The sequence below is a fragment of the Sphingobium yanoikuyae genome (assembly GCF_034424525.1).
Classification (GTDB): Bacteria; Pseudomonadota; Alphaproteobacteria; order Sphingomonadales; family Sphingomonadaceae; genus Sphingobium; species Sphingobium yanoikuyae.
Genome location: NZ_CP139979.1, coordinates 2,199,109 through 2,225,477, shown reverse-complemented (window position 1 = coordinate 2,225,477; position 26,369 = coordinate 2,199,109). Strand labels below are relative to the sequence as shown.

At 64.6% G+C, this 26,369-nt stretch carries 23 protein-coding genes and 1 pseudogene; 9 read left to right on the top strand and 15 right to left on the bottom strand.

From position 1 onward, the window contains the following. Positions 1-53: 53 nt before the first annotated feature. The 7 genes from U0025_RS10180 to U0025_RS10150 all read right to left on the bottom strand — a co-directional run bounded on the left by U0025_RS10180 (position 54) and on the right by U0025_RS10150 (position 8,253). Positions 54-1,247, bottom strand: a complete 1,194-nt coding sequence (locus U0025_RS10180; RefSeq protein WP_004207266.1) for a type III PLP-dependent enzyme — start codon at positions 1,245-1,247, stop codon at positions 54-56. A 260-nt stretch (positions 1,248-1,507) separates the two neighbouring features. Further along, positions 1,508-2,680, bottom strand: coding sequence for a carboxynorspermidine decarboxylase (locus tag U0025_RS10175; protein ID WP_004207265.1), 1,173 nt, complete (start codon positions 2,678-2,680; stop codon positions 1,508-1,510). 7 nt (positions 2,681-2,687) lie between these two features. Continuing rightward, positions 2,688-3,779 (bottom strand): alpha/beta fold hydrolase, encoded by a 1,092-nt coding sequence (locus U0025_RS10170; RefSeq protein WP_004207264.1) that lies wholly within the window; start codon positions 3,777-3,779, stop codon positions 2,688-2,690. 101 nt (positions 3,780-3,880) lie between these two features. Then, on the bottom strand, positions 3,881-5,086 hold the full coding sequence (locus tag U0025_RS10165) for a saccharopine dehydrogenase family protein (RefSeq protein ID WP_004207263.1): 1,206 nt from the start codon (positions 5,084-5,086) through the stop codon (positions 3,881-3,883). An 82-nt stretch (positions 5,087-5,168) separates the two neighbouring features. Then, a complete protein-coding gene (locus U0025_RS10160; protein ID WP_004207262.1) occupies positions 5,169-5,516 on the bottom strand; it encodes a GFA family protein in 348 nt (115 codons plus the stop codon). A 27-nt stretch (positions 5,517-5,543) separates the two neighbouring features. Then, the gene (locus tag U0025_RS10155; protein ID WP_004207260.1) at positions 5,544-7,166 is read right to left on the bottom strand and encodes a cisplatin damage response ATP-dependent DNA ligase; all 1,623 of its coding nucleotides are present in this window, start codon (positions 7,164-7,166) and stop codon (positions 5,544-5,546) included. A 94-nt stretch (positions 7,167-7,260) separates the two neighbouring features. Continuing rightward, positions 7,261-8,253, bottom strand: coding sequence for a ligase-associated DNA damage response exonuclease (locus U0025_RS10150; RefSeq protein ID WP_004207259.1), 993 nt, complete (start codon positions 8,251-8,253; stop codon positions 7,261-7,263). Positions 8,254-8,385: 132 nt separating this feature from the next. On the opposite strand from U0025_RS10150, the gene U0025_RS10145 reads away from it, so the two are divergent. Both U0025_RS10145 and U0025_RS10140 read left to right on the top strand, forming a co-directional pair. Beyond that, entirely contained in the window at positions 8,386-9,609 is a 1,224-nt protein-coding gene (locus U0025_RS10145; protein WP_004207258.1) for a BtaA family protein, read from the top strand. Beyond that, entirely contained in the window at positions 9,606-10,250 is a 645-nt protein-coding gene (locus U0025_RS10140) for a class I SAM-dependent methyltransferase (RefSeq protein WP_004207257.1), read from the top strand. Before U0025_RS10145 ends, U0025_RS10140 begins: the two co-directional genes overlap by 4 nt. Before the next feature lie 9 nt (positions 10,251-10,259). Here the strand turns inward: U0025_RS10140 and U0025_RS10135 are convergent, their stop codons facing one another. The 3 genes from U0025_RS10135 to murI all read right to left on the bottom strand — a co-directional run bounded on the left by U0025_RS10135 (position 10,260) and on the right by murI (position 13,668). Beyond that, positions 10,260-11,321: a class I SAM-dependent methyltransferase gene (locus U0025_RS10135; RefSeq protein ID WP_004207256.1), complete on the bottom strand. Its 1,062-nt coding sequence runs from the start codon at positions 11,319-11,321 to the stop codon at positions 10,260-10,262. 135 nt (positions 11,322-11,456) lie between these two features. Continuing rightward, entirely contained in the window at positions 11,457-12,683 is a 1,227-nt protein-coding gene (gene hemA, locus U0025_RS10130) for a 5-aminolevulinate synthase (RefSeq protein WP_004207255.1), read from the bottom strand. 181 nt (positions 12,684-12,864) lie between these two features. Then, positions 12,865-13,668 (bottom strand): glutamate racemase, encoded by an 804-nt coding sequence (murI, locus tag U0025_RS10125; RefSeq protein WP_004207254.1) that lies wholly within the window; start codon positions 13,666-13,668, stop codon positions 12,865-12,867. A 99-nt stretch (positions 13,669-13,767) separates the two neighbouring features. Here murI and U0025_RS10120 point away from each other — a divergent pair, with 99 nt between their 5' ends. From U0025_RS10120 to dprA, 3 genes are all read left to right on the top strand, one after another. Then, the gene (locus U0025_RS10120) at positions 13,768-14,310 is read left to right on the top strand and encodes a sugar O-acetyltransferase (RefSeq protein ID WP_004207252.1); all 543 of its coding nucleotides are present in this window, start codon (positions 13,768-13,770) and stop codon (positions 14,308-14,310) included. A 69-nt stretch (positions 14,311-14,379) separates the two neighbouring features. Continuing rightward, on the top strand, positions 14,380-14,994 hold the full coding sequence (plsY, locus tag U0025_RS10115; protein WP_004207251.1) for a glycerol-3-phosphate 1-O-acyltransferase PlsY: 615 nt from the start codon (positions 14,380-14,382) through the stop codon (positions 14,992-14,994). Then, positions 14,991-16,076: a DNA-processing protein DprA gene (gene dprA / locus U0025_RS10110; RefSeq protein ID WP_004207250.1), complete on the top strand. Its 1,086-nt coding sequence runs from the start codon at positions 14,991-14,993 to the stop codon at positions 16,074-16,076. Before plsY ends, dprA begins: the two co-directional genes overlap by 4 nt. A 10-nt stretch (positions 16,077-16,086) precedes the next feature. Here the strand turns inward: dprA and U0025_RS10105 are convergent, their stop codons facing one another. After that, complete coding sequence (locus U0025_RS10105) at positions 16,087-16,566, bottom strand: hypothetical protein (RefSeq protein WP_004207249.1); 480 nt, start codon at positions 16,564-16,566, stop codon at positions 16,087-16,089. A gap of 178 nt (positions 16,567-16,744) precedes the next feature. On the opposite strand from U0025_RS10105, the gene topA reads away from it, so the two are divergent. The 3 genes and pseudogenes from topA to U0025_RS10090 all read left to right on the top strand — a co-directional run. Beyond that, positions 16,745-19,327: a type I DNA topoisomerase gene (gene topA, locus U0025_RS10100; RefSeq protein ID WP_004207248.1), complete on the top strand. Its 2,583-nt coding sequence runs from the start codon at positions 16,745-16,747 to the stop codon at positions 19,325-19,327. Positions 19,328-19,446: 119 nt separating this feature from the next. Further along, positions 19,447-20,373 (top strand): hypothetical protein, encoded by a 927-nt coding sequence (locus tag U0025_RS10095; protein ID WP_004207247.1) that lies wholly within the window; start codon positions 19,447-19,449, stop codon positions 20,371-20,373. Between the two features lie 10 nt (positions 20,374-20,383). Beyond that, positions 20,384-20,518 (top strand): annotated as a pseudogene (locus U0025_RS10090) (AraC family transcriptional regulator); the annotation flags it as partial. Here U0025_RS10090 and U0025_RS10085 read toward each other — a convergent pair. The 4 genes from U0025_RS10085 to lepB form a co-directional block, all read right to left on the bottom strand. After that, positions 20,515-22,014: an ABC1 kinase family protein gene (locus U0025_RS10085; protein ID WP_004207245.1), complete on the bottom strand. Its 1,500-nt coding sequence runs from the start codon at positions 22,012-22,014 to the stop codon at positions 20,515-20,517. The pseudogene U0025_RS10090 and the gene U0025_RS10085 sit on opposite strands and share 4 nt — an antisense overlap. A gap of 53 nt (positions 22,015-22,067) precedes the next feature. Then, positions 22,068-22,976: a GTPase Era gene (era, locus tag U0025_RS10080; RefSeq protein WP_004207244.1), complete on the bottom strand. Its 909-nt coding sequence runs from the start codon at positions 22,974-22,976 to the stop codon at positions 22,068-22,070. A gap of 73 nt (positions 22,977-23,049) precedes the next feature. Further along, complete coding sequence (gene rnc / locus U0025_RS10075) at positions 23,050-23,730, bottom strand: ribonuclease III (RefSeq protein WP_004207243.1); 681 nt, start codon at positions 23,728-23,730, stop codon at positions 23,050-23,052. Continuing rightward, on the bottom strand, positions 23,730-24,554 hold the full coding sequence (lepB, locus tag U0025_RS10070) for a signal peptidase I (RefSeq protein WP_004207242.1): 825 nt from the start codon (positions 24,552-24,554) through the stop codon (positions 23,730-23,732). The genes rnc and lepB overlap by 1 nt, the downstream gene beginning before the upstream one ends. 189 nt (positions 24,555-24,743) lie before the next feature. Here lepB and pgi point away from each other — a divergent pair, with 189 nt between their 5' ends. Beyond that, positions 24,744-26,243, top strand: coding sequence for a glucose-6-phosphate isomerase (pgi, locus tag U0025_RS10065; RefSeq protein WP_004207241.1), 1,500 nt, complete (start codon positions 24,744-24,746; stop codon positions 26,241-26,243). The last annotated feature ends 126 nt before the right edge of the window (positions 26,244-26,369 follow it).

The following is a 26,369-nucleotide window of genomic DNA, read 5'->3' as shown; positions in this document are numbered from 1 at the left end:
CCTATGCGGGCCGTTGGACGGGCATCCTCTCCTAAAGGGGAGCGACGCCCGTCTTAACCGAGCTTGATGACAGTTGCGCGACGACGGGCCGGCAGCGTTTCGGCATAGAGGCTGGCCATCGGCTCGTCCGACACTTCGATCGTCGATTCCGAGGTGAAGCCGTTGAAGCCGGTACGCATCGCCGCGCCATAGGCGCCGAGCATGCCGATCTCGATATAGTCGCCGACCTTCACGTCCGCCGGGAGCATGAACGGGCCGACCATATGGTCCATGTCGTCGCAGGTCGGGCCATAGAAGGAGAAGCCTTCCAACTCTTCCTCGCTCTCATCCTCGCGCAGCAGGGCGACGGGGAAGCGCCAGCCGATATGCGCGGCATCGAACAGCGCGCCATAGGCGCCGTCGTTGATGTAGAGTTCCTGGCCACGGCGGCGTTCGACGCGCACGATGATCGAGCTATATTCCGCCGACAGCGCGCGGCCGGGTTCGCACCACAGTTCCGACGAGTAGCTGACCGGCAGGCTTTCAAAGCCGCGATGGATCGCCTCGAAATAATTTTCGAGCGCGACCGGCTCCATACCCGGATAGATGGACGGGAAGCCGCCGCCGACATCGATGATGTCGACCGTGACGGCTGCGTCCACGATCGCGGCGCGCACGCGCTCGATCGCATCGCTATAGGCCTGGGGGCTCATCGCCTGGCTGCCGACATGGAAGCAGATGCCCAGCGCATCGGCGGCCTGACGGGTTGCCATCAGCAGCTCGCGGGTCTCGCCCAGCTCCGCGCCGAACTTCGACGCCAGGCTGAGTTCCGAATGTTCGGACGAGACGCGCAGACGCACGCACAGCTCCAGATCGGTCGCATCACCGGTGGCGCGCATGATCTTTTCCAGCTCGTCGATCGTGTCGAGCGAGAAGGTGCGCACGCCATGGACATGGTACGCTTCTGCGATCGCTTCCTCGGCCTTGACCGGGTGCATGAAGCAGAGCTTGGCCTTGCCTTCGAGCGTTTCGGCAACGAGACGCACTTCGGCGATCGAGGCCACGTCGAAATGCGTGATGCCCGAATCGAAAAGCGTACGGATCAGATCAGGAGACGGATTCGCCTTGACTGCATAGAGCGAGCGACCCGGAAACTTCTCAGTGAAGAAACGGGCGGCCCGAGCTGCGGCTTCGGGACGGATCAGCGTTACCGGTGCTGCCGGTGTGAGGGCGGTCGCTACCCCCAGCGCGCTATGATGCTTGTGCAACTCAAGGGACCTCCAGTGTAGTTCAGGGCGAAAAAGCTGCCTTGCGGTGGAAGTCCCATGGGGCAGCGAGCGGCCGATATATGCGGTGGGGTCCCCCCTGTAAAGCGCATATGAAAATTTTGTTGCGCAGCCCGCTATGAAACGTGCGTCATCCTGGATGGGTCGTTGAAAAGGCAGGATATTTCGGCCGGACGAAAGATAGTTTCCGCAAAATTAACGCGGAATTTCACACGCCCGGCCGGACAGAAACAGGAATGGAATCAGGACAGGCGGCTCTTGAAATCCGCGTAGGAAAAGCTGCGGATTTCCCGGAGTTCATCGCTCTGGGAATTCCACAGCCAGATGGCGGGCAGGGGCACGCCGTTGAAGGTGTTGGTCTTCACCATCGAATAATGGGCCTGGTCCAGGAAGGCGATGCGGGCGCCCGGTTCGGCGCCGCCAGGCACCCGATAATCGCCGATGATATCGCCCGCCAGGCAGGATGGACCGCCCAGGCGCGTGACCGGGCCTTCGTCCTGCTCATGCAGCATGGCGGGGCGATAGGGTGCCTCGATCACGTCGGGCATGTGGCAGGTGGCGCTGATGTCGGTGATCGCGACGGGCATGCCATTGTCGATCACGTCGAGGATCTCGCCGATCAGGATGCCCGCATCGAGCGCCATCGCTTCGCCCGGCTCGATATAGAGTTCAAGCCCGGTCTGCGCCTTGATCGCCTGAAGGAAGGCGATCAGCTCGTCGATCTGGTAGTCGGCGCGGGTGACATGGTGGCCACCGCCGAAGTTCAGCCATTTGAGGCCGGCGACATGGGGCATGACGAACGGCTCGATCGCCGCCCAGGTGCGCTGGAGCGGCAGGAAATCCTGTTCGCACAGATTGTGGACGTGGAGGCCGTCCACCTCCTCCAGATGCTCGGCGCGCAGCTGGTCGATCGGGAAGCCAAGGCGGCTGTGCGGCTGCGAGGGGTCATATTTGGGTACCTCGCCCTCCGGGTGGAGCGGATTGATGCGCAGGCCGATGTCGAAGATGCGACCTTCTGCGCGCGCGGCGTCGATCACCGGCTTCATGCGGGCGATCTGGCCGGGGCTGTTGAAGATCACATGGTCGGAAATCTTGAGGATTTCGGCGAGATCATCGGGCTTGTAGGCAGCGCAATAGGTCGCGACCTCGCCCTGATATTCCTCGCGGCCGAGGCGTGCCTCGTAGATGCCCGAGGCGCAGACGCCGTCGAGATATTCGCCCAGCACGCCGCCCAGCGACCACATGGAGAAGGCCTTGAGCGCGCCCAGAACCTTGATCCCGGCGCGGTCGCCGATATCGCGCAGCACCGACAGGTTCCGTCGCACCGCCGCTTCATCGACGACGAAGGCGGGCGAGGGGACGCGGTACAGGTCGAAATGGGCGAAAGCGGCGGGATCGCCAGCCTTGGTTTCCATGAAATTATTACTCCTGATCCGCCAGCGGGCGGACATCGTTGATCAGGGCCTTGAGGACCAGGCCGGGTTCCTCGACCATCGGCATATGGGCCGAATGCTCGAACCAGATGGTCTTCTTGGCGGGGGCTTTCAACCGGTCCATCCATTGCGCGGCGAGCGGCGAGGGCACGGTATAGTCGGTGCGGCCGAGCAGCATGATCACCGGCAGCTTCATCTCGTGAACCTTGGCGAAGCTGACATCGGCGACGCGCGGCCACAGGGTCGTGGTCGAAAATTCGCTGCCCACGCCCCAGGCTTTTCGGTCTTCAGGCGTATAGTCGGGCGACAGGCGCGGCGTCTGGAAATAGAGCGTCGGGTCGGGCCGGTCGGCCATCAGCGAGCCGTAAGGAATGGCATAGCGGCGCCAGCCGTCCGCCTTGTCGATCGTGAACGGCCCGCTGGCGGGATAAGGAGCAAGCGCCTCGATCGCCTTGACGGCTTCGGCGTTGCCGGCTTTCCTCGCCTGCGCGATGGTCCAGTCCATGCCCATGCGTTCGCCGGCGCGGAAGTCGATCGCCTGGCCCATGCCGACATAGGCATAGAGCAGGTCGGGCCGCTTGATCGCGACCGACAGGCCGACGGCGGAGCCCCAGCTATGGCCGAGCAGGAAGACCTTGCGCTTGGCATAGCGAGCCTTGAGATAGTCGATCAGTTCGATCGCATCGTCGCGATAGCGATCCAGTGTCATGGTCGGCGCGATCACCTTGGGATCGTTGAGCGCATAGCTTTTGCCAGCGCCGCGCTGGTCCCACTGGACGACGGTGAAAAAATCCTCCCATGGCCGCTGGAACGACCAGGCGAAGGGCATTTCCACCGCGCCGGGGCCGCCATGCACATAGAGGAGGATCGGGTTGGCGCGATCGGCGCCGCGCACATTGATCGCCTGCCGCGCGCCGCCCAAGGTCACGACCAGATTTTCCTGGACGCCATTCGGCGTCACGATCCGGTTGACGTCGGCGACGATGGCCTTGGCAGGGGCATAGGGATCGGCGGGCTGCTGCGCAGAAACCGGCGCTCCAAAAAGAGAAAGCGCCAGAACGGCGCTCATCAGCTTTCGCATTCCATCCCCTCCATCATCCCGCTGTCACGGAACAACATGCCGCCCCACTCCTATGAACGCGAGGTTCAATGAGTGGAGCGGCATGTGATATCGCGTGTCGCTTAGAAGGCCAGCGGCGCGTCCAGTTCCTTCACCTGCCAGGGCAGGCCATGCTTGTTGAGCATATCCATGAAGGGATCGGGATCGAACTGCTCGATGTTGAACACACCTTCGCCCTTCCAGGCGCCGGTCAGCATCATGGCGGCGCCGATCATCGCAGGCACGCCGGTGGTGTAGCTGACCGCCTGGTTACCGGTTTCGGCATAGGCGTCCTCATGGTCGCAGACCTGATAGATATAGACGGTCTTTTCCTGACCATCCTTCTGGCCGGTCGCGATGTCGCCGATATTGGTCTTGCCCTTGGTGGTCGAACCCAGGCTCGACGGTTCGGGTAGAACGGCCTTCAGGAACTGAAGCGGGATGATTTCCTGGCCATTATAGATGACCGGATCGATCCGGGTCATGCCGACATTCTGCAGCACTTCGAGATGCTTGAGATAGGCGTCGCCGAAGGTCATCCAGAAGCGGATGCGCTTGATTTCGGGATAGTGGGTGGCAAGGCTTTCCAGTTCCTCATGATACATGAGGTACATGTTCTTTTCGCCGACCTGGTCGAAGTCGAACACCTGCTTGTGGCTGAGCGCGGGGCCTTCGACCCATTCGCCGTTCAGCCAGTGGCGCGACGGGGCGGTCACTTCGCGGATGTTGATTTCCGGATTGAAGTTGGTGGCAAAATGCTGGCCATGGTCGCCGCCATTGCAGTCGAGAATGTCGAGCGTGTCGATCGTGTCGAGCAAATGCTTCTTGATGTAGCTGGCGAACACGCTGGTAACGCCCGGATCGAAGCCCGAACCCAGCAGCGCCATGATGCCGGCTTCCTTGAAGCGCTCCTGATAGGCCCACTGCCAGCTATATTCGAACTTGGCGGTGTCGCGCGGTTCGTAATTGGCGGTGTCGAGATAGTCGGTCTTGGTCGCCAGGCACGCGTCCATGATCGCCAGATCCTGATAGGGCAGCGCCAGGTTCACGACCAGCTTGGGCTGGACCTTCTGGATGAGGGCAATGGTCTCTTCGACATTGTCGGCGTCGACCTGGGCCACGTCGATATCCACGCCGACCAGCTTCTTCACCGATTCGGCGACCTTCTCGCAGCTGATGAGGCGGCGGCTGGCCAGCGTGATGTGGCTGAAAATATCAGGGTTCATCGCCATCTTGTGGACCGCGACAGACCCGACGCCGCCTGCGCCGATGACCAGAACCTTGCTCAATTCAACTGCTCCATAACTGTGGTCGCGCCGGACGCGCGAAAGCGCCCATATAGGGGCGTCGCGTGACAGAGCAAAGTCAGAGTTAGAAGCTGGCCCCGTCGATCTTCTGGATGGTCAGTGCTTCAATATCGATCGCAGGCACGCATCGCAGGTTGATCGCGCGCATTTCACCCTGGGGCGACTTGCCGAGCGCGAAGGCTTCCGTCCCGCAGGTCTTGCAGAATTGATGCGTGATGGCGTGCTTGTAGAAGAGATAGTCGGTCAGTTGATCGGCGCCGCTGTCGAGGCGGAACTGGTCGACCGGAACGAAGGTCAGGATGAAGCCCTTGCGGCCGCAATGCGAGCAGTTGCAGCTCATCGCCTCGCTGGGCGGATCGGCATCGACCGTGAAGGTGACGGCGCCGCAATGACAGCTTCCGCTATAGGCCATCCTCTTTCTCCTTCTGGTCCTTATGCTTCAGCTGACCAGACGCTTCAATCCCTCGACTGTATCCGCCTCCGCTGCCGGCTTGTCCTTGCGGATGCGGGCGATGCGGGGGAAGCGCATGGCGAGGCCGGATTTGTGGCGCTTGCTGTCATGGATGGAGTCGAACGCGACTTCCAGCACCAGCGTCTTCTCGACTTCGCGGACCGGGCCGAAGCGGTTCACCGTATTGCCCCGGACAAAGCGGTCGAGCCATTTGAGTTCCTCGTCGGTGAACCCGCTATAGGCCTTGCCCACCGGCAGCAATTCGCCCCCATTTTCCGGATCACCCGTCCAGCAGCCGAACGTATAGTCGGAATAGAAGGAGGAGCGTTTGCCATGGCCGCGCTGGGCATACATCATGACGCAATCGGCGGTCAGCGGATCGCGCTTCCATTTGTACCAGAGCGCCGCCTTGCGCCCGGCGACATATGGGCTGTCGCGGCGCTTGAGCATGACACCCTCGATCGCGGCATCGCGGGCGCCGGCCCGGATGTCGGCCAGCGCCGCGAAATCGGGCGCGTCAATGACGGCGGAGAGGTCGAAACGGTCGGGGGATAGTTGCGCCATATAGGCTTCGAGGCGCGCGCGACGCTGCGTCCAGGGGAGGGCGCGCACGTCCTCGTCGCCCTCGATCAGCAGGTCGTAGAGGCGGACGAAGGCGGGATAGTCGGCCATCATCCTGGCGCTCACGGCCTTGCGGCCGAGCCGCTGTTGCAGGGCGTTGAAGCTGGCCGCAGCGCCTCCATGTTCTTTGGCGCCCTGAAACTCCCCCTTCACCAGCAATTCGCCGTCCAGCACGGCGTGACCGGTGAAGGCTTGCGCGATTTCGGGGAAGCTGCCCGTGATGTCGTCGCCCGCGCGGCTGTAGAGCCGGGTTTCGCCCCCATTTTTTGGGCCGGTGCCGACGATCTGGATGCGGATCCCGTCCCATTTCCATTCGGCGGCATAGTCGGCAAGGTCGACGCTGTCGGCCTCCAGCGGATGGGCAAGCATGAACGGGCGGAAATAGGGCGTGCCTTCCGGATCGGGACGGGCACTGCGGCCCTCCGCCCAGTCGAACAGCGCGGCATAGGGCGGGGCGAGGGCGTGCCAGACCTGTTCGACATCATCGACGTCGAGCCCGAAAGCCTGAGCAAAGCCGGTCTTGGCGAGGCGGGCGGAAATGCCCACCCGCAGGCCGCCAGTGGCAAGCTTCAGCAGGGCGAAGCGGCCCGATGCGTCGAGATGGTCCATCATCTGCGCCAGCGCATCCGGCGCGGCGGCGCGGCTGACATTGTGCAGCCGGTCGATGACGCCGGACAGGCTGAGCGAGCCGTCGTCCAGTTCGGCGGGTTCATTGCCGGGGCGGGGCCAGAGCAACGCGACGGTCTCGGCCAGGTCGCCGACATAGTCGCGGCTCATCTCGAACAGGACGGGATCGGTGCGGGCGCGGATCATCTCGCCGATGGCCGACGCCTTCACCGCCTTGAGGTCGAGATTGCCGGTCAGCGCCGCCAGCGCCCAACCCCGGTCGGGATCGGGCGCTTCGCGCATATAGGCGGCGATCAGCGCCAGCTTGCCATTGCGCGAGCGGGTGTAGACGAGGCCGTCGAGCAGTTGGGAGAATTGCCTCATCCTTCTTGTCCCGTTCGGTTCGAGCCTGTCGAGAACCCATGCGCACCGGTTCTCGACAGGCTCGAACCGAACGGACGTGGTGACCCAATGTCCATCACCCTTCCTCCTCATCCTCGCGGCCTACCAGCGCGAGCGCGCGGGCGCGATATTGGTGGGTCATGCACCAGTGGAGCAGGGCTTCCTCGCGGCCATGGGTGATCCAGGTCTCGCTCGGCGCGACCTCGCGGATCGTGTCGGTCAGTTCGTCCCAGTCGGCATGGTCGGAAATGACCAAAGGCAGTTCGACATTGCGCTGCCGGGCGCGCTGGCGCACCCGCATCCAGCCTGACGCCATGGCGGCAATCGGGTCGGGCAGGCGACGGCTCCAGCGATCGTTGAGCGCGGAGGGCGGCGCCAGCACGATCGCGCCGCGCATATCCTTGGCCGCCACGCCAGTCGCGCCGCGCAACTGCCCCATGTCGACGCCTAAATCCTGGTAGAGCGCGCACATGCGTTCGAGCGCGCCATGGATATAGATGGGGTCATGATGGCCGCGCGCCCGCAACTCGCAGATCACCCGCTGCGCTTTGCCCAGCGCATAGGCGCCGACCAGCACGCAGCGATCGGGATTGGCATGGAGCGCATGGAGCAGCCGGTCCATCTCGCTGCCGGTGTCGGGGTGGCGGAAGACGGGCAGGCCGAAGGTCGCCTCGGTCACGAAGATGTCGCAAGGGACGGGTTCGAACGGCAGGCAGGTGGGGTCGGCGCGGCGCTTGTAGTCGCCGGTCACCACCACCCGCTCGCCGGCATGATCCAGGATGATCTGCGCCGACCCCAGCACATGACCGGCGGGGACATAGCGGATGGTGACGCCGCCCAGCCTGATCTCTTCGTCATAGCCGACCGCCGTGCCGCTGGCCGTGCCATAGCGCAGCGCCATAATCGCAAGCGTTTCGCGCGTGGCCCAGACATGGCGATGGCCGCCACGCGCATGATCGGCATGGCCATGGGTGACGAGCGCCCGTTCCTGCGGCTGGGACGGGTCGATCCACGCATTGGCGGGGCGGACATAGATGCCGGTGGGGTGGGGTTCGATCCAGTGCGCCATCAGATGCAGAAGATGGGAGGGGCGGTCCCGGTTCCGCAAGGGCCGTCATCGTTGCGTCATCGGGCGGTCATGCGCACGACACGCGTCTGCCCTATCGGCCGACCGAACGACCCGGCAGCGAGGAGTGCGCCCATGGCCGCATCGGCCCACAAGAAAGTCACCAACGCAGTACATCGTCACCGCCATCTGTCGAAGCAGGGGCTGCTGGAACGCGCCTTCACCTTCGCCTTCCGTGGCCTAGTCTATGCCCAGATCTGGGAAGACCCGGCGGTCGACATGGAAGCGCTGGCGATCACGCCCGACAGCCATGTGGTGACGATCGCGTCGGGCGGCTGCAATGTTCTGTCCTATCTCACCGCCGATCCGGCGAAGATCACCGCGGTCGACCTCAATACGGCGCATATCGCGCTTAACCGGCTGAAGCTGATGGCGGCGCAGGCGCTGCCCGATCATGCCGCCTTCCACCGCTTCTTCGCGCGGGCGGACGACAAGGCGAATATCGCCGCCTATCGCGAGATCGTGGCGCCGCGCCTGGATGAGGCGACGCGCCGCTATTGGGAAGGCCGCGACATGACCGGTCGCCGCCGCATCGGCGGCTTTGCGCGGGGCATCTACAGGCATGGCCTGCTCGGCCGCTTCATCGGCGCAGCCCATCTGCTCGCCCGGCTGCATGGCGTGAACCCCAAGCGGATGCTGGACGCGCAAAGCCGTGACGAACAGCTTGCGATCTTCGAGCGCGAACTGGCGCCGATCTTCGACAAGGGTTTCGTCCGCTGGCTGACCAGCCAGCCAGCCTCGCTGTTCGGCCTCGGCATCCCGCCTGCCCAGTTCGAGGCGCTGGCCGGCGACGACCGGATGGACAATGTGCTGAAGGCGCGGCTGAAGAAACTGGCCTGCGACTTCGACCTGCAGGACAATTATTTCGCGGTTCAGGCGTTCGGCCGTGGCTATGCAGGTGGCGAGGGACCGTTGCCGCCCTATCTGCAGGCGACCAATCATCGCGCGGTGCGCGACCGGGCCGAGCGGGTCGATGTCCGTCATATCAACTTCACCGACTTCCTCGCCAACCAGCCAGCGGCATCGTGCGACCGCTATATCCTGCTCGACGCGCAGGACTGGATGGATGACGAGCAGTTGAACGCGCTCTGGTCGCAGATTACCCGCACCGCCAAGCCCGGCGCCCGCGTGCTGTTCCGCACGGCTGGCGAACCCAGCATCCTGCCCGGCCGGGTTGCCGATGATGTGCTGGCCCATTGGGATTATCGGGCCGATGCCTCGCGGGACTATACCGCGCGCGACCGGTCGGCCATCTATGGCGGCGTGCATCTCTATGTGCTGAAGGGCGCCGACGCATGAGTGGTCATGGGCAGCTGATGGACGGGGTCTATCGCTACCAGCGGCACATTTATGACCTGACCCGCAAATATTATCTGCTGGGCCGTGACGGACTGATCGCCGATCTCGATCCGCCCGCCGGCGGCGCTGTGCTGGAGATTGGCTGTGGCACTGGCCGCAACCTGATCGCGGTCGGCAAGGCATGGCCCAAGGCGCGGCTCTATGGCGTCGATATCAGCGATGCGATGCTGGACACCGCGCGGGCTTCGGTCGCGAAGGCGGGCATGGCGGATCAGGTGACGCTGGCGCAGGGCGATGCCTGCGGCTTCGATCCGCAGGCGCTGTTCGGTCGGGCGAGCTTCGAGCGGGTGTTCATCAGCTATGCGCTGTCGATGATCCCCGAATGGGAAATGGCGCTGGTCCAGGCGGCGCGCTGCGTGGCGCCCGGCGGCAAGCTGGAGATCGTGGATTTCGGCCAGCAGGACGAACTGCCAGCGCTCTGGAAACGGGCGCTGTTCGGCTGGCTGGAGCGGTTCCACGTTTCGCCCCGGCGCGAACTCAACGGCGCGATCAACCGGCTGGCACAGGATATGGGCGGCTTCCCCCATGTCCGGACGCTCTATCGCGGCTATGCGGTCAGGGGCGGGCTGATCCGGGTTTGAGTGAGCGGGCTACCAGGCTTCCAGCACCATGTTGAACGGCCCATCGGCAGCGCGACGCACATTTGCAAACCCGCCGCTGCGGATAACCTCCGTCAGTCGGGCTTCGCCTGCCTGGGCGCCCAGGCCCTCGCCGACCTCCTGATCCAGCGAGGTCGGGACGCAGATCATGGTGGAGGCATTGTAATAGAGCCGGCCGACCGGATTGAAATTGTCCTGCGGGCGATTGCCGGCCGCTGGCTCCACGATCATCCAGCTGCCACCGGCGGCCAATATCCGCCGCATATGGCTCGCGCAGCCACGCGGATCGCCCATGTCATGCAGGCAATCATACATGGTCACCAGGTCGAAGTCGCCTTCCGGCACCTCCTTTGCCGTGGCAACCTCGAACTGAACCCTGTCCGCCAGCCCATGGGCTGCGGCATGGCGCCGCGCTTCCTCGATCGATGGCGCATGGAAATCATAGCCGATGAAACGACTCTCCGGATAGGCCTGCGCCATCAGCAGGGTCGAAAAGCCCACGCCACATCCGACATCGGCCACCTTGGCGCCCACGCGCAATTTCGCTTCCACGCCTTGCAGGGCAGGGATCCAATATTGGACGATATTATTGACATAGCCGGGGCGGAAGAAGGCGCCGGTCGCACAGAAAAGACAGCCAGCATGATCGCCCCAGCGTACACCGCTGCCGTTTCGGAAACATTCTTCCACCTTGGATTCCGCCTCGATCATCGCGGCGACCATCTCGAAAGCCGCGACCAGATAGACCGGGCTGTCGACATGGTGGAAGATCATCGCCTGTTCGGGCGTCATGCTGAATTGCTGCGTCGTAGGGTCGAAATCGACATAGCCATTTGCAGCCTGGGCATAGGCCCATTCACGGACATAGCGCTCGTGCAGATTGCCGGCGCGCGTCGCCAGTTCGGCCGCGGATGCTGGTCCGTTCGCCAATATATCGAAAAGGCCGAGCCTTACTCCGATACGCACGGTCGGCACGCTCATCGCACCGCCAAGATCCCCGAGCATCTTGCTCGTAAAAGCGTGTAATTTGGCTTCGTCGATCGGTGCGGACATGGCGCGCTCCTCTCGCAGGACGCGCGACTCCGGCGCGTTCGCGCTGCCGCTATAACATATTCGCGCCCGAAAGACCCGGGCAGACACGCTGTCCTGCCCTGGGCCTTGGAAGAGGTAAGTGACCTGTCGGGACCGTCAGGCTGCCTGGCGTTCCAGCAGTTCCAGTTCCAGCCGATCCCAGATTTCGACCAGCGCCGACACGAGGTCGCGCATCATCTCTTCATTATGGGCTGGGCCGGGGGTGAAGCGCAGCCGCTCCGTGCCGCGCGGCACGGTGGGATAGTTGATCGGCTGTACATAGGCGCCATATTCGGCGAGCAGGATATCGCTGATCCGCTTGGCCTTGACCGGATCGCCCACCATCAGCGGCACGATATGGGTGACCGAGTTCATCACCGGCAGGCCCGCGTCGCGCATCAACTGCTTGAGCTTGGCCGCCGATGCCTGCTGGCCTTCGCGCTCGGCGCTGGAGCCCTTCAGGTGGCGCACGCTCGCCAGCACGCCGGCGACCAGCACGGGCGAGAGCGAGGTGGTGAAGATGAAGCCGGGCGCATAGCTGCGGATCACGTCGACGATCATCTGGTCGGCGGCGATATAGCCGCCCATCACGCCGAACGCCTTGCCCAGCGTGCCTTCGATGATGGTCAGGCGATCGGCGACGTCGTCGCGCTCCGAAATGCCGCCGCCGCGCGCACCATACATGCCCACGGCATGGACTTCGTCAAGATAGGTGAGCGCGTTGAACTCGTCGGCCAGGTCGCAGATTTCCGCGATCGGCGCGACGTCGCCGTCCATCGAGTAGACGCTTTCGAAGGCGATCAGCTTGGGCGCCTCGGGATCCTCGGCGGCGAGAAGTTCACGCAGATGATCGAGATCATTGTGACGGAAGACGCGCTTTTCGCAGCCCGAATTGCGGATGCCCGCGATCATCGAGGCGTGGTTCAGCTCGTCCGAAAAGATGATGCAACCCGGCAGGATCTTGGCGAGGGTCGAGAGCGTCGCTTCGTTCGAGACATAGCCCGAGGTGAAGAGCAGGGCCGCTTCCTTGCCATGCAGGTCGGCGAGTTCGGCCTCCAGATCGACATGATAATGGGTGTTGCCGCCGATATTGCGGGTGCCGCCAGATCCGGCGCCGACATCATGGAGCGCTTCCTCCATGGCGGCGACCACCTTGGGATGCTGGCCCATGGCGAGATAATCGTTCGAGCACCAGACGGTGATCGGCTTCGGGCCGTTATGGCCGTGGAAGCAGCGGGCGTTGGGGAACGCGCCCTTGTTACGCAAGATGTCGATGAACACGCGATAGCGGCCCTCGCTGTGGAGCCGATCGATCGCCTGCGAAAAGATATGCTTGTAATTCACTACGCCGTTCTTCCCGTTGCTCGCGCGCCGGTTCTTCTATGGTCGCGCCATCCTCTGCCTGAGGAGTGCATTTACCTGCGCGCGTCTGCCATTGCCAGCGATAACCGCTCGCAACGATACGCAGATTCCCTATCAGTGTGATCGAAATGCTTTGCCATTGGACAAATGGCCTACCCCTGTTTCAGAGCGCATCGATCCGATCGAGGCCATAGCCGGCCAGTGCGCCGCGCAGCGCATCGACCTTGTCATCGACACGGGTGAAGACGGCGATGCCGGGCGAGGGCGCGTCCGGCCAGGGCTGGCCATCGGTCAGGAAGGCGATGCGCCGGGCGATCCCTTCGCCGCCATGGACGAAGCCCATCGGATGCGGCGCGGCGGCGGCAAGTTCCTGTTCCACCAATGGAAAATGAGTGCAGGCTAGCACCACCATGTCCATCCGGTCGCCGCCCGGCTGGTCGAGAAGCCCCGCCAGCGCATCGCGGGCGATGGCGGGATCGAGCGTTTCGCCGCGCAGCTTCGCTTCCGCCAGTTGCACCAGCGCGGCGCTGCCATGGCGCAGCACGGTGCAGTCGGCGCCATGTTCGGCTGCGAGCCGGTCGACATAGGGCTGGCGCACGGTGGCATTGGTGCCCAGCACGCCGAACACCCGGCTTTTGGACAATAGCGCCGCCGGCTTGATCGCCGGGACGGTGCCGACCACTGGAATGTCGAGCGCGGCGCGCACATGCGGCAGGGCGATGGTCGAGGCGGTGTTGCAGGCGATGACGGCGAGGCGCGGGCGATAGCGCTCCACCAGCCGACCGAGCAGGGCAGGCACGCGCGCGGCGATCTCCGCCTCGCTCTTGGTACCGTAAGGGAAGCCGGCGCTGTCGGCCGCATAGACGACCGGGGCGTTCGGCAAGGCGGCGCGGGCCGGGGCGAGGATGGACAGGCCCCCCACACCGGAATCGAAGAAAAGGATGGGAGCGTCTGGTGCGACCGTCATGCGCGCCTGTGTCGCGGCATGGGGCGGGAGTGTCAACGCCCGGTGCTTGCAAAGCGGGCCGGTCGCTGCCACCTCGCGGGCCGACCGAAGGAGTACAGGATGACCCAGCCCAGCATGAAGCAGAAGATGATCGCGGGTGAGCCCTATCATGCGAGCGACCCGGAAATCATCGCGGACCAGCTGGCCGCAGCGGCATGGATGCAGCGTTTCAACGCGACCCTGCCGCCCGAGCGCGAGGCGCTGCTGCGCGAGCGGCTGGGCGCGCTGGGGGCTGGATCGACGATCCGGCCGCCCTTCCACTGCGACTATGGCTTCAACATCTTCCTGGGCGCGGGCGTGTTCCTGAACTTCAACTGCGTCATCCTGGACGTCGTGCCGGTGACGATCGGCGATGGCACGCAGATCGGCACCGGGGTGCAGATATTGACCGCCGACCATCCGCGCGATCCGGCCGAGCGCGCCACCGGCGTCGAATGGGGCGTGCCGATCACCATCGGCCGCAATGTGTGGATCGGCGGCGGCGCGATCATCCTGCCCGGCGTGACGATCGGCGACGATGCCCTGATCGGTGCGGGCAGCGTGGTGACACGCGACGTGCCGGCCGGCGCAACCGTGATCGGCAATCCCGCGCGGGTGCGGTAAACCGATACTGCCCATTGCTCCCCGCGCCTGTCACGCTATGGTCGCGCGCAAATCATACTGGCGAATTTCATGACACCTCCCTGGCTGCTTCCCGCTTTTGTCCTGGTGCTGGGCTATCTGCTCGGCTCGATCCCCTTTGGCCTGCTGCTGACGCGCTTCACCGGCGCGGGCGACCTGCGCCAGATCGGGTCGGGCAATATCGGCGCGACCAATGTGCTGCGCACCGGGCGCAAGGGGCTGGCGGCGGCGACCTTGCTGCTCGACCTGCTCAAGGGTGCGGCGGCCGTGCTGATCGGTGCGGCGCTGGTGGATGGTGGCGGGCCGATGGCGGGCGCCATGGCGTTCATCGGCCATTGCTACCCCGTCTGGCTGCGCTTTGCCGGTGGTAAGGGCGTGGCGACGATGATGGGCGTGGTGACGGCCATGTACTGGCCGGCCGGCATCGTCTTTGCGGTCGTGTGGCTGGGCGCGCTGTTCGGCACCAAATGGTCGTCGGTCGGCGGCATGTCCGCCGCGGTCAGTGCGCCGATCGCCATGTTTGCCTTTGGCCGGATCGATCTGGTGCCGGTCAGCCTGGCACTGGCGCTGATCGTGCTGTGGCGGCACCGCGCCAATATCGCCCGGCTGCTGAAGGGCGAGGAGCCCAAGGTCGGCAGTTCCAAGCAGAAAGCCGCCACCGAGTGAGCGGGCAGGAGCGGTTCGACCGTCTCCGCCTGATCCGATCCCCGCGGATCGGCCCCGTCAGCTACCGCCAGTTGCTCGCGCGTTTCGGCAGCGCGGCCGAGGCGCTGCGCGCCATTCCCATGCTCGCCGCGCGCGGCGGGGGCCAGGCGCGCGTGGCCGATGCCGCCGCGATCGAACGGGAGATTGCCGCGACCCGCGCGATCGGCGCCCGCTATCTGCTGATGGGCGATGCCGACTATCCCGCGCTGCTGGCCGAGATGGAGGGCGCGCCGCCGGCGCTGATCGTGCGCGGCGATGCTGCGATCGCGGGGCGGCCCTGCATCGCCATGGTGGGCGCGCGCAACGCGTCGGGCGCCGCCTGCCGCTTTGCCCGGATATTGGCGCAGCAACTGGGCGATCGCGGTGCGGTGGTCGTGTCCGGCCTGGCCCGCGGCATCGATACCGAAGCGCATCGCGGATCGATCGACAGCGGCACGATCGGCGTGATCGCCAGCGGCATCGACATCGGCTTCCCGCCCGAAAATGCAGTCTTGCAGGAAGATGTGGCGCAGCGCGGCCTGCTGGTGACCGAGCATCCGCCCGGCACCCAGCCGCTCGCCCGGCATTTTCCGGCGCGCAACCGGATCATCGCCGGCCTTGCGCTGGGCACGGTGGTGGTGGAGGCCGCGCCCAAGTCCGGGTCGCTGATCACCGCAAGACTGGCGACCGAGGCGGGGCGCGAGGTGATGGCGGTGCCGGGATCGCCGCTCGACCCCCGCGCCCAGGGCTGCAACCTGCTGATCCGCGAAGGCGCGACATTGGTGCAGAATGCCGACGACATTTTGGAGGCGGTCGGCGGGCTTGATCCCCGCATGGTGCGGCAGGGCAGCTTCGACTTCATCGGCCAGCACGTGTCGAGCGATGTTGCCGATACCGATCGCGCGGCGGTGATCGCCCTGCTGGGACCGGTCGCGGTGGCCGTGGACGAGATCATCCGCCTGTCCGGCCTGTCGCCTGCTATCGTGCAGACGGTGCTGCTGGAACTGGAGCTGGCGGGCGGGCTGGAACGGCAGGCGGGGGGGCGGGTGAGTTTCGTGTCGTGACCCGTTGGCCTTACATTTGCCAACTGACAAGATAGATACGCGATGTGGCGCCTTGAGACAGAATAGCCACGCGCGCCAATTGTCCGCTTCCCACATCGCCCACAGCGCCCTGTAAATCTTCCGTCTTTGGCTGTAGCCACCACGACCTGCCGGCGTTGTTGTCTCTTAGAAAATTATGCACGTCGTTCGGATTGAGCGGCTTGATTGGTTGTCCGCTGAGCTTTGCGGCTATTTCGTTGGCTTGCCATGAAGGGACATCAAAGCGGACGATTGCTCTGCAATCTATGCCGCAATGCTCATCATAATATATGTTCTTTGCAAGTGAGGGTAGCGTCTCGCGATTGTGATAGACATATACCCTGCTGACCTCCTCCTTGCTGAGGGCTTGGTTGGGATCGTTTCCTAAACAAATTTGGCAAACCTCCACCGGACCACAGCCGGTGACGGCCATGATCGAGGGAAGTAGGCCAAACGCCCGAAGTAGGTTCATCCCGTCTGCTCCCTTATTGGATCATCACACGCAAAATGGTCCGCAGCATCGAAATCGATAGTAGCGAACGAAGTGATTGGCTACGGCCACGCGATGCAATAACCCTCCGCTTGACGCCCGCCGTCATCGCCTTCCACACTCGCGCGTATACGTGAGAGACTTCCAAACCGGGGCCTGAATGCAACTTGTCATTGTCGAATCGCCGGCCAAGGCGAAGACCATCGAGAAATATCTGGGCGGGGATTTCCATGTCCTGGCCAGCTACGGCCATATCCGCGACCTGCCGCCCAAGGATGGGTCGGTGGATCCCGACAACGGCTTTGCCATGTCGTGGGAAAATTATGGCGACAAGGGCAAGCAGCTCAAGGCCATCGCCGACGAGGCGAAGAAGGCCACGCGATTGATCCTCGCGACTGACCCTGATCGCGAAGGCGAGGCGATCAGCTGGCATGTGCAGGAAGTGCTGCGCGCCAAGAAGGCGCTGCCGCAGACGGTCGACCGGGTGACGTTCAACGCCATCACCAAGGCGGCGGTGCTGGACGCGATGGCGAAGCCCCGCGCGCTGGACGAGGATCTGATCGACGCCTATCGGGCGCGCCGGGCGCTCGACTATCTGGTGGGCTTCACTTTGTCGCCGGTGCTGTGGCGCAAACTGCCCGGCGCCAAGTCGGCCGGCCGCGTCCAGTCGGTCGCGCTGCGCCTGGTGGTGGAGCGCGAGCGCGAGATCGAAAGCTTCAGCCCCCAAGAATATTGGTCGATCTCGGCCGAGATGGAGCAGGGCGGGCAGGGCTTCACCGCGCGCCTGGTCCGCTGGAAGGGCGAGAAGATCGACCGCCTGACCATCGGCAAGGAAGGCGATGCCATGGCCGCCAAGGCGGACGTGGAGGCCGGCCGTTTCACCGTCGACAAGGTCGAGACCAAGCCGCTCACCCGCAATCCGCCGCCGCCCTTCACCACCTCGACCCTGCAGCAGGAAGCCGCGCGCAAGCTGGGCTTTTCGGCCAGCCACACGATGCGGATCGCGCAGCAGCTCTACGAGGATGGCGCGATCACCTATATGCGTACCGACGGCGTGCAGATGGACGGAAGCGCCATCTCGGCCGCGCGCAAGGCGATCGCGGAACGCTATGACGGCGGCTATCTGCCCGAAAAGCCGCGCCAATATCAGACCAAGGCGAAGAATGCGCAGGAAGCGCACGAAGCCATCCGCCCGACCGAATTTCATCGCGACAAGGTCGGCGGCGGCGATCATGCGCGCCTCTACGACCTGATCTTCAAGCGCGCGCTGGCGAGCCAGATGGCCTCGGCCCGGCTGGAACGCACCACCATCGACATGGTCGACGGCAGCGGCAGCCACACGCTGCGCGCCACCGGCCAGGTGGTGATCTTCCCCGGCTTCCTCGCCCTTTACGAAGAAGGTCGCGACGACGCCGAGGATGATGACAGCAAGCTGCTGCCGCGCCTGAGCGAAGGCGACGCGCCGGCCAAGAAGAAGGTGAGCGCCGAACAGCATTTCACCCAGCCGCCGCCGCGCTATTCCGAAGCCTCGCTGGTCAAGAAGCTGGAAGAGCTGGGCATCGGTCGCCCGTCGACCTATGCCTCGACCCTGCAGGTTCTGAAGGACCGCGACTATGTCCGCGTCGAGAAGAACCGCTTCTTCGCCGAGGAGAGCGGGCGGCTGGTGACGGCCTTCCTGGAGCGCTTCTTCGAGCGCTATGTCTCCTATGATTTCACCGCCGGCCTTGAGGACGAGCTGGACGAGATTAGTGGCGGCCGCGCCCAGTGGCAGGAAGTGCTCGAAGCCTTCTGGAAGGACTTCAAGCCCAAGACCGCCGAGATCATGGAGCAGAAGCCGTCGGACATCACGGCCGAGCTGGACAAGTTCCTGGAGCCGATGCTGTTCCCGCCCAAGGCGGACGGCAGCAATCCGCGCGCCTGCCCGCTCTGCGCCGATGGCCAGTTGTCGCTGCGCGGTGGCCGCTTTGGCGCGTTCATCGCCTGCTCCAACTATCCCGAGTGCAAATATACCCGCAAGTTCGGCCAGCCCGGCGGTAGCGATGGCGCTGATACCGGCCCCGAGATACTGGGCCAGCATCCCGAAACCGGGCAGGACATCGTCAAGAAGTCCGGCCGTTTCGGCCCCTATATCGAGATGGGCGAGGGCAAGGAGGCCAAGCGCGGGTCGATCCCCAAGGATCTGCCCGATGGTGAGATGACGCTCGACTGGGCGATCAAGCTGCTGAGCCTGCCGCGCGAAGTCGGCCTGCACCCGGAAACCGGCCTGCCGATCGTCGCCAATATCGGCCGCTTCGGTCCCTATCTGCTGCATGACGGCAAATATGGCCGCCTGTCTTCCACCGCCGAGATTTTCGAGGTGGGCATGAACATGGCTGTCGCCAAGCTCGCCGATGCGGCGAACAAGGGCGGTCGTGGCGGTTCGTCGCGCGAGCCATTGAAGGTGCTGGGCAAGCATCCGCGCACCGAGGCGGAAATCAAGCTGATGGCGGGCCGCTATGGCCCCTATGTCACCGACGGCACCACCAACGCGACCCTGCCCAAGACGATCGAGCAGGACGCGCTGACGCTGGAGGAAGCGGCCCAGCTGATCGACGCGCGCGCAGCGGCGGCCCCGGCCAAGAAGGGTAAGAAGGCGCCGGCGAAGAAGGCGGCGGCCAAAAAGCCTGCGGCAAAGAAGGAAGCGGGCGAAAAGAAGCCCGCCGCCAAGAAGGCGCCGGCCAAGAAGAAGGCGGCGGCGGAATAGGGATCATTATCGAAGGGGTGATGTCAGGGCAGCGCAATGCCCCGATATCACCCCATTCTTGACCTCATTTCGAATCCGAAATATTCTAGAAATCAGGTCGCACTATCAGGGGGTGGTGCATGATGGTTTCCAGAATTCATTTGGCTGCGGTGCTTTTACCGCTCTCTTCACTTCTTTCGGGGTGTATCAGCGCGGGATCCGCGCGCGTTGAGCCGGTGACCATGGCGGTCTATCCCGATGGCCAGCGCTGCGGGCAGGTGCGAAAGCCGCAGGATGTGCGGCTTACTGATCGCCAGCCTGATGATTTCCGGCCGGGCGCAATCGACCTGTCCTGCTTTCGTTTCCCGGAAGACGAAAATGTCGATGCAGAGCAGCCTGCGGCCAACAAGAAGCAAAATGCAAGGCTGACGGCTTATGCCCGTGCGGCCGGCAATAGTGCCGACCGCAATCGTCTGGCCGCAATCCTGCTTAAGCAGGCCGACGATGTCTGCACCTCGGAAAAGGCGCTGCTGCTCAAGCGTCAGGCTGAAGTGAATGGCTGGCTCAGCATCGCGACCACTGGCCTGTCTACCGTATCGACGATCGTTACCGGGGAACTGGCGAAATCGATCCTGTCAGGCGGGGCGGCCATTACCAGTGGCAGTCGCGATCATGTGAATACCCATGTTTATCGCAACCAGATCATCCAGACGATCACCAAGGCCATCGATACGGAACGAAGCCGTATTTTTGATGTGATGAAGCCGAACCTCGCTTTGGATAGCGGCAAATATAATGTCGATGCGATGATCCGCGATGTGAACGCCTATCATCAGGCCTGCTCTTTCGGCACCGGGCTCCAGATCGTAATGGACGCGGTGGAGAAACGCGAAGCGTTCGAGAAGATGGACAAGATCCAGAAGATCGATGATCAGATCCGCACATTGCGGGACTCCAGGGATCGGCAATTGGCGACGGCTGCAACCGATACGGCGCTGGAACTGCTGGAGAAGGAGCGTGTGCGACTGGCAACAGGCATAACAGTCGATGCCCCCGATGCTAACTGAGACTCATGGCGATGCGGCCGCGACCGCCTATAGAGTCGGTTATGAAAGCCCGTCCCAGTTCAGCCGCGAATATGCGCGGATGTTCGGCAATCCGCCGTTGCGCGACGCGGCGCTGCTGCGCGGATTGGAACCGGCCATCGCCTAGCCCCAAATGTACGCGGCGGCGATCAGGGCGCCGGCGGCCAGGATGGCGGCGGCGATCCATTTCGTGCCATTGTCGGGCGACGGTGGCGTGGCTGCTGTTGCGTCTGCCTCCAGCCGGCGGGTCAGCGCGCGCAGCAGGCGCGGGGCGTCGTCCGCGATGCGCGAGAGTTCGAGCAGCAGGGCGACGGTCTTTTCCGGGGCATGGGCGGCTGCGACCTGGTTCATCACCAGCCGGCCGCGCGCCTTTTGCAGCGCCTGCGACAGGTCGAAGCCGGGCTGGATCGCGCCCAGCACCCCGTCCATCGTGATCAGCGCCTTGAAGATGAGGGCGAGGTCGGGCGGCAGCACCAGCCCCTCCTTGCGCAGCAGCGGAAAGAAGTCGGCGACCATGCGGGTCAGCACCAGCGGCCCGCTGCCATGGCGCGCGACCAGTTGTTCGGCGGCGTCCAGCACCCGGCCGGGATCGGGCGCGCTGGCCTTTGACCAGAGCAGCAGCGTGTCGGCCAGGGTGCGCGCGTCGCCGGAGCGAAGCGAGAGGATGAAGGAGAGAAATTCCTGCCGCCGCCGCGCGCTGACATGGCCGATCAGGCCGAGGTCGAGCAAGGCGAGCCGGTCACCGGGCAGGCAGAGAAGATTGCCGGGATGGGGATCGCCATGGAAACGGCCATGGACCAGCACCATGTCGAGCACCAGCGCCGCGCCAAGGTCGGCGATCGCGGCCGGATCGATGCCGGCGGCGCGCAAGGCGTCGCCGTCGCGTGGTGGCACCCCGTCGATATAATCCATCACCAGCACGGTTTCCGCGCAATAGGTCCAGTGGATCGCCGGGATGAGCACGTCCGGATTGTCGGCCAGATCGTCGCGCAGCCGGTCGGCATTGCGGCCTTCCTGGGTGAAATCCAGTTCCTCCAGCACGGTGTCGAGCAATTGCTGCACCAGCGCCTGCGGCTGGAAACGGCGCGCCTCGCGGCTGCTCGCTTCGACGATGCCGGCCAGATGGGTGATGAGGCGCAGGTCCGCCTCCATCGCCTTGCGGATGCCGGGGCGACGGATCTTGACCACCACCTCCTGCCCGTCGGTCAGCGTGGCGCGATGGACCTGCGCCATGGAGGCGGCGGCGAGCGGGGCCATGTCGAAGCGGGCGAAGGCGGTCTCGACCGGTTCGCCAAGCACCGCTTCGAGGCGCGGGCGGAGTTGCTCGAAGGGCAGGGTCGGCGCGTCGCTGTGCAGCTTGCCGAATTCGGCGATCCACGCCTCGGGCAGAAGATCCTGCCGGGTGGCGAGGATCTGGCCCAGCTTCACATAGGTCGGGCCGAGCGCTTCCATCGCCTGCCGGGTGCGGCGGGGCAGGTCGGGCGGATCGGCGGTGGCGCTGTCATCGCCTTTCGCCAGTCCCAGCCGGGCGAGCAGCATGTCCAGGCCGAAGCGGGTCGCGACGCTGGTAATTTCGGCCAGTCGTGCGCGATCCCACGTGGCCACCATGATGGTCTTGAGCATGATGGCTCAACGACCGGGGCGGCGATTATGTTTCGCTTGTGCAGCGAAGTGGATCAGTCGACCCAGTCGAGGCCGATGTCGCGATAGATGAAGCGGTCTTCTTCCCAGTCTTCCTTCACCTTGACGTGGAGGTAGAGATGGACCTTGACGCCCAGGAGGTTGGCCAGTTCGGCGCGCGCCTTGGACCCGATTTCCTTGAGGCGCTGGCCACCCTTGCCCAGCACGATCGCGCGCTGGCTGGAGCGGCCGACCAGGATCTGCTGGTGGATTTCGACCGAACCGTCGTCGCGTTCCTTATACTGCTCGGTATCGACCGCGGCGGCATAGGGGAGTTCGGCGTGGAGCTGGTGATAAAGCTGTTCGCGGGTGATTTCGGCGGCGAGCATGCGGTCGGTCGCGTCCGACACCTGATCCTCGGGGAAGTGCCACGGCCCTTCGGGCATGGCGTTCGCAAAGGCGGCCTTGAGTTCGGGCAGGCCATCGCCGGTCGCGGCGGAAACGAAGAAGGTCTCCTCGAATTCCAGCTCTTCATAGAGGCGCTGGGTATGGACCAGCAGCTTTTCCTTGACCGCGATGTCGACCTTGTTGAGCACCAGCCATTTGCGTTCCGGCCGGGCTTTCAGCGCAGCGATGATCGGCTCCATCTTGGCGCCAAGGCCAGCCTTGCCATCGACCAGCAGGACGATCAGGTCGGCGCCCTGCGCGCCGCCCCAGGCGGCCTGCACCATCGCGCGGTCGAGCCGGCGTCGCGGCGCGAAGATGCCGGGCGTATCGACCAGCACCATCTGTGCGTCACCCTCGATCGCGACGCCCATCACGCGGGTGCGCGTGGTCTGCGCCTTGGGGCTGGTGATCGCCACCTTCTGCCCGACAAGCGCATTGACCAGCGTCGACTTGCCGGCATTGGGGGCGCCGACGATGGCGATGACGCCACAGCGCTGATTTTCAAACTCGATGGTCAATCACATGCTCCGTTCGCTCCACGCCAATGCGCGGAGACGTCTTCCTAAACCAAAATGAATGTTGGGGACAGGCTTAGCCCGCCAATTGCTCCAGCAGGGCTTTCGCGGCAGCGGTTTCGGCTTCCTGCTTGGAGCCGCCGGTGGCGCTCGCCTCGCCCGCGCCCTTGATCGAGACGGTGACGGTGAAGCGCAGCGCATGGTGCGGCCCCGACCGGTCCGTCATCACATATTCGGGTGGCTTGCGCTTGTTCGACGCGGCCCATTCCTGCAGCGCCGACTTGGGATGGCGCGGCGCGGCGGTCTGCGTGTCGACCCGGTCACCCCACAGACGGCGGACCAGCGTGCGTGCCTCGTCCAGCCCGGCCTCAAGATAGAGGGCGCCGATCAGCGCCTCCATCACGTCGCCCAGCACATTGTCGCTGTCGGCGGCGCCATCGTCGCGGGCCTGCTTGCCCAGCACCAGATGGGCGGGCACGCCGGCAGCGCGGGCCACCTGCGCGCAGGTCTCGCCCGAGACCAGCGCGTTGAAACGGCGCGACAGCTTGCCCTCCGGCTCGGCCGGGAAGCGGTCAAAAAGCCATTCGGCGATCAGCAGCCCCAGAATGCGGTCGCCCAGAAATTCCAGCCGCTCGTAATTTTCCGCCTTGGCGCTGCCATGGGTCAGCGCCTGTTCGAAGGCGGCGGGGTTGATCGGCGCACGGCCGATCAGCGCGATCAGCCAGGCTGCGGTATCAGGCCTGTGCGAAGCCACCATCAAAAGCCTTCCCCGATCCGGCTCCAGCGTGCGGCGGTGAACCAGGTCCAGGGCAGCAGCCAGTTGGCGCTGCCGTCGGTCGAGAAGACGGAGACGAGCGCCTTGCCGACCAGATTTTCCTCGGGAACCAGGCCAATGCCACCGCCCTCGACCGCCGGGAAGCGGCTGTCGGCGCTGCGATCGCGATTGTCGCCCATCATGAAGAGATGGCCTTGCGGCACCAGCACGGTGTCACGGTCGTCGGCGGCGCCATCGGGCACAAGGTCGAGGACATTGTAGCTCTTGCCGCCCGGCAGGGTTTCGCGGAACTGGGGATAGCGGCACTGCTTGCCACCGCCCGGCGCGGACTGCTCGAATTCGGGGCGGTAGCAGGGGGAGGGGCTGCCTTCCTTCTGCGCGGCATCTTCCATATTCGGCGTCACGGGGATGACGAGGTCGGCGACCTTCTGCTTCGGGATTGCCTGGCCATTCAGATAGACGGTGCCGCCCCGGACCGAAATCATGTCGCCCGGCAGGCCGATCACCCGCTTGATATAGTCGTTCTTCTGGCTGGGCGGCGCCTTGAACACCACCACGTCGCCGCGCTGCGGCGTCGAGGCGAAGATGCGGCCGGGGATCAGCGGCACCGAGAAGGGCAGCGAATAGCGCGAATAGCCATAGGGCCATTTGGCGACCAGCAGATAGTCGCCGATCAGCAGGCGCGGCTGCATCGATTCCGAGGGGATGTTGAAGGGGGAGACGATGAAGCTGCGCAGGACGAAGACGAACACCGCCAGCTTGGCGAGGAACCAGATGAAGTCCCGCGTTTCCGATTTTGCGCTCATGTCTGCCTAATGTTCCTTCAAGATCGTGCCGCGCTGCGACGTGTCACTGCGGCCTGTCGCGGCTTTTGCGGGGTCGCCCGCGCCGCGTCAAGCGCGTGGACGATGCAATGCGTGCCGCTTTTGGATAAGGAGAGGAAGAATCGACCGGTGCAGCGTCGATATCGACCAACGACCAAGAGGATCTCCCGCATGTCCAGTCCCGCACTGGCGGCCCTTGCCGCCCTGCCTCAAGCTGAACTCAAGACCATCTTCGAGAGTGATCCCGACCGCCTGTCCAAGCTGGTGCTGAGCCATGGGCCGCTGCGCTTCGACTGGTCCAAGACGCATCTGACCGACGATCTGGTCGACGGCTTCTTGAAGCTGGCGCAGGAACAGGATTTCACCGGCCGGCGCGAAGCGCTGTTCGCCGGCGAGGCGGTGAACAATACCGAAGGACGCGCCGCCGAGCACACCGCGCAGCGCGGCGTCGGCAATGCCGACAGCGTGGCGCTGGCCAAGGCGCTGCACAATCGCACCCGCGCGCTGATCGACGCGATCGAGGCAGAGGCGCTCGGCCCGATCCGGCATATCCTGCATATCGGCATCGGCGGGTCGGCGCTTGGGCCCGACCTGATCGTCGATGCGCTGGGCGGCGACGGCATGCGTTACGATGTCGCGATCGTCTCCAATGTCGACGGCACGGCGCTCGAAAAGGCGATGGATGCGTTCGATCCCGACGCCACGCTGATCGCGATCGCGTCCAAGACCTTCACCACCAGCGAAACCATGCTGAACGCGGCGAGCGCGATCAACTGGATGGTCGAGGCCGGTGTCGAAGACCCTTATGGCAAGGTGATTGCGCTCACCGCCGCGCCGGAAAAGGCAATGGAATGGGGCGTCGACGAGACCCGCATCCTGCCCTTCCCCGAAAGCGTGGGCGGCCGCTATTCGCTCTGGTCGTCGATCGGCTTCCCCGCCGCGCTGGCGCTGGGCTGGGATGCGTTCGAAAGCCTGCTGGAGGGCGCGGCGGCGATGGACCGCCATTTCCAGCTGACCGATCCGCGCGAGAATATCCCGCTGATCGCCGCCTTCGTCGATCAATATTATGCCCGTGTGCTGGGCTGTGAGACCCGCGCTTTGTTCGCCTATGACGAGCGGCTGGCGCTGCTGCCCTCCTATCTCCAGCAACTGGAGATGGAGAGCAATGGCAAGTCGGTGAAGCTGGACGGCTCGCCGGTGGATGGGCCGACCGCGCCGATCACCTGGGGCGGTGTCGGCACCGATGCGCAGCATGCCGTGTTCCAGTTGCTGCACCAGGGCACGATCCTGACCCCGGTCGAGTTCATCGCCTCGATCGAGCCGGGCAATGCGCTCGACCCGGCGCATCATCGCGCGTTGCTGGTCAACTGCTTCGCCCAGGGCGCGGCATTGATGCGCGGCAAGGACAATGAAGACCCGGCGCGCGCCTATGCCGGCAACCGCCCGTCGACCACCATCCTGATGGACGATGTGAATCCGGAAGCGCTGGGCGCGCTGATCGCCTTCTACGAGCATCGCACCTTCGCCAATGCCGTGCTGATGGGGATCAATCCCTATGACCAGTTCGGCGTCGAGCTGGGCAAGGAGATCGCCAAGTCGATCGAGGCCAACGGCCCGACCGGCTTCGACCCCTCGACCATGGCGCTGATCGAGATCGCACTGGGCGAATAATCCTCTCCGGCACGGGGAGGGGGACCGGCCGCAGGCCGGTGGAGGGGGCTATCCTTCTCCGCCGGGCTGGCGGCGCACCCCCTCCACCATGCTGCGCATGGTCCCCCTCCCCGCAGGCGGGGAGGA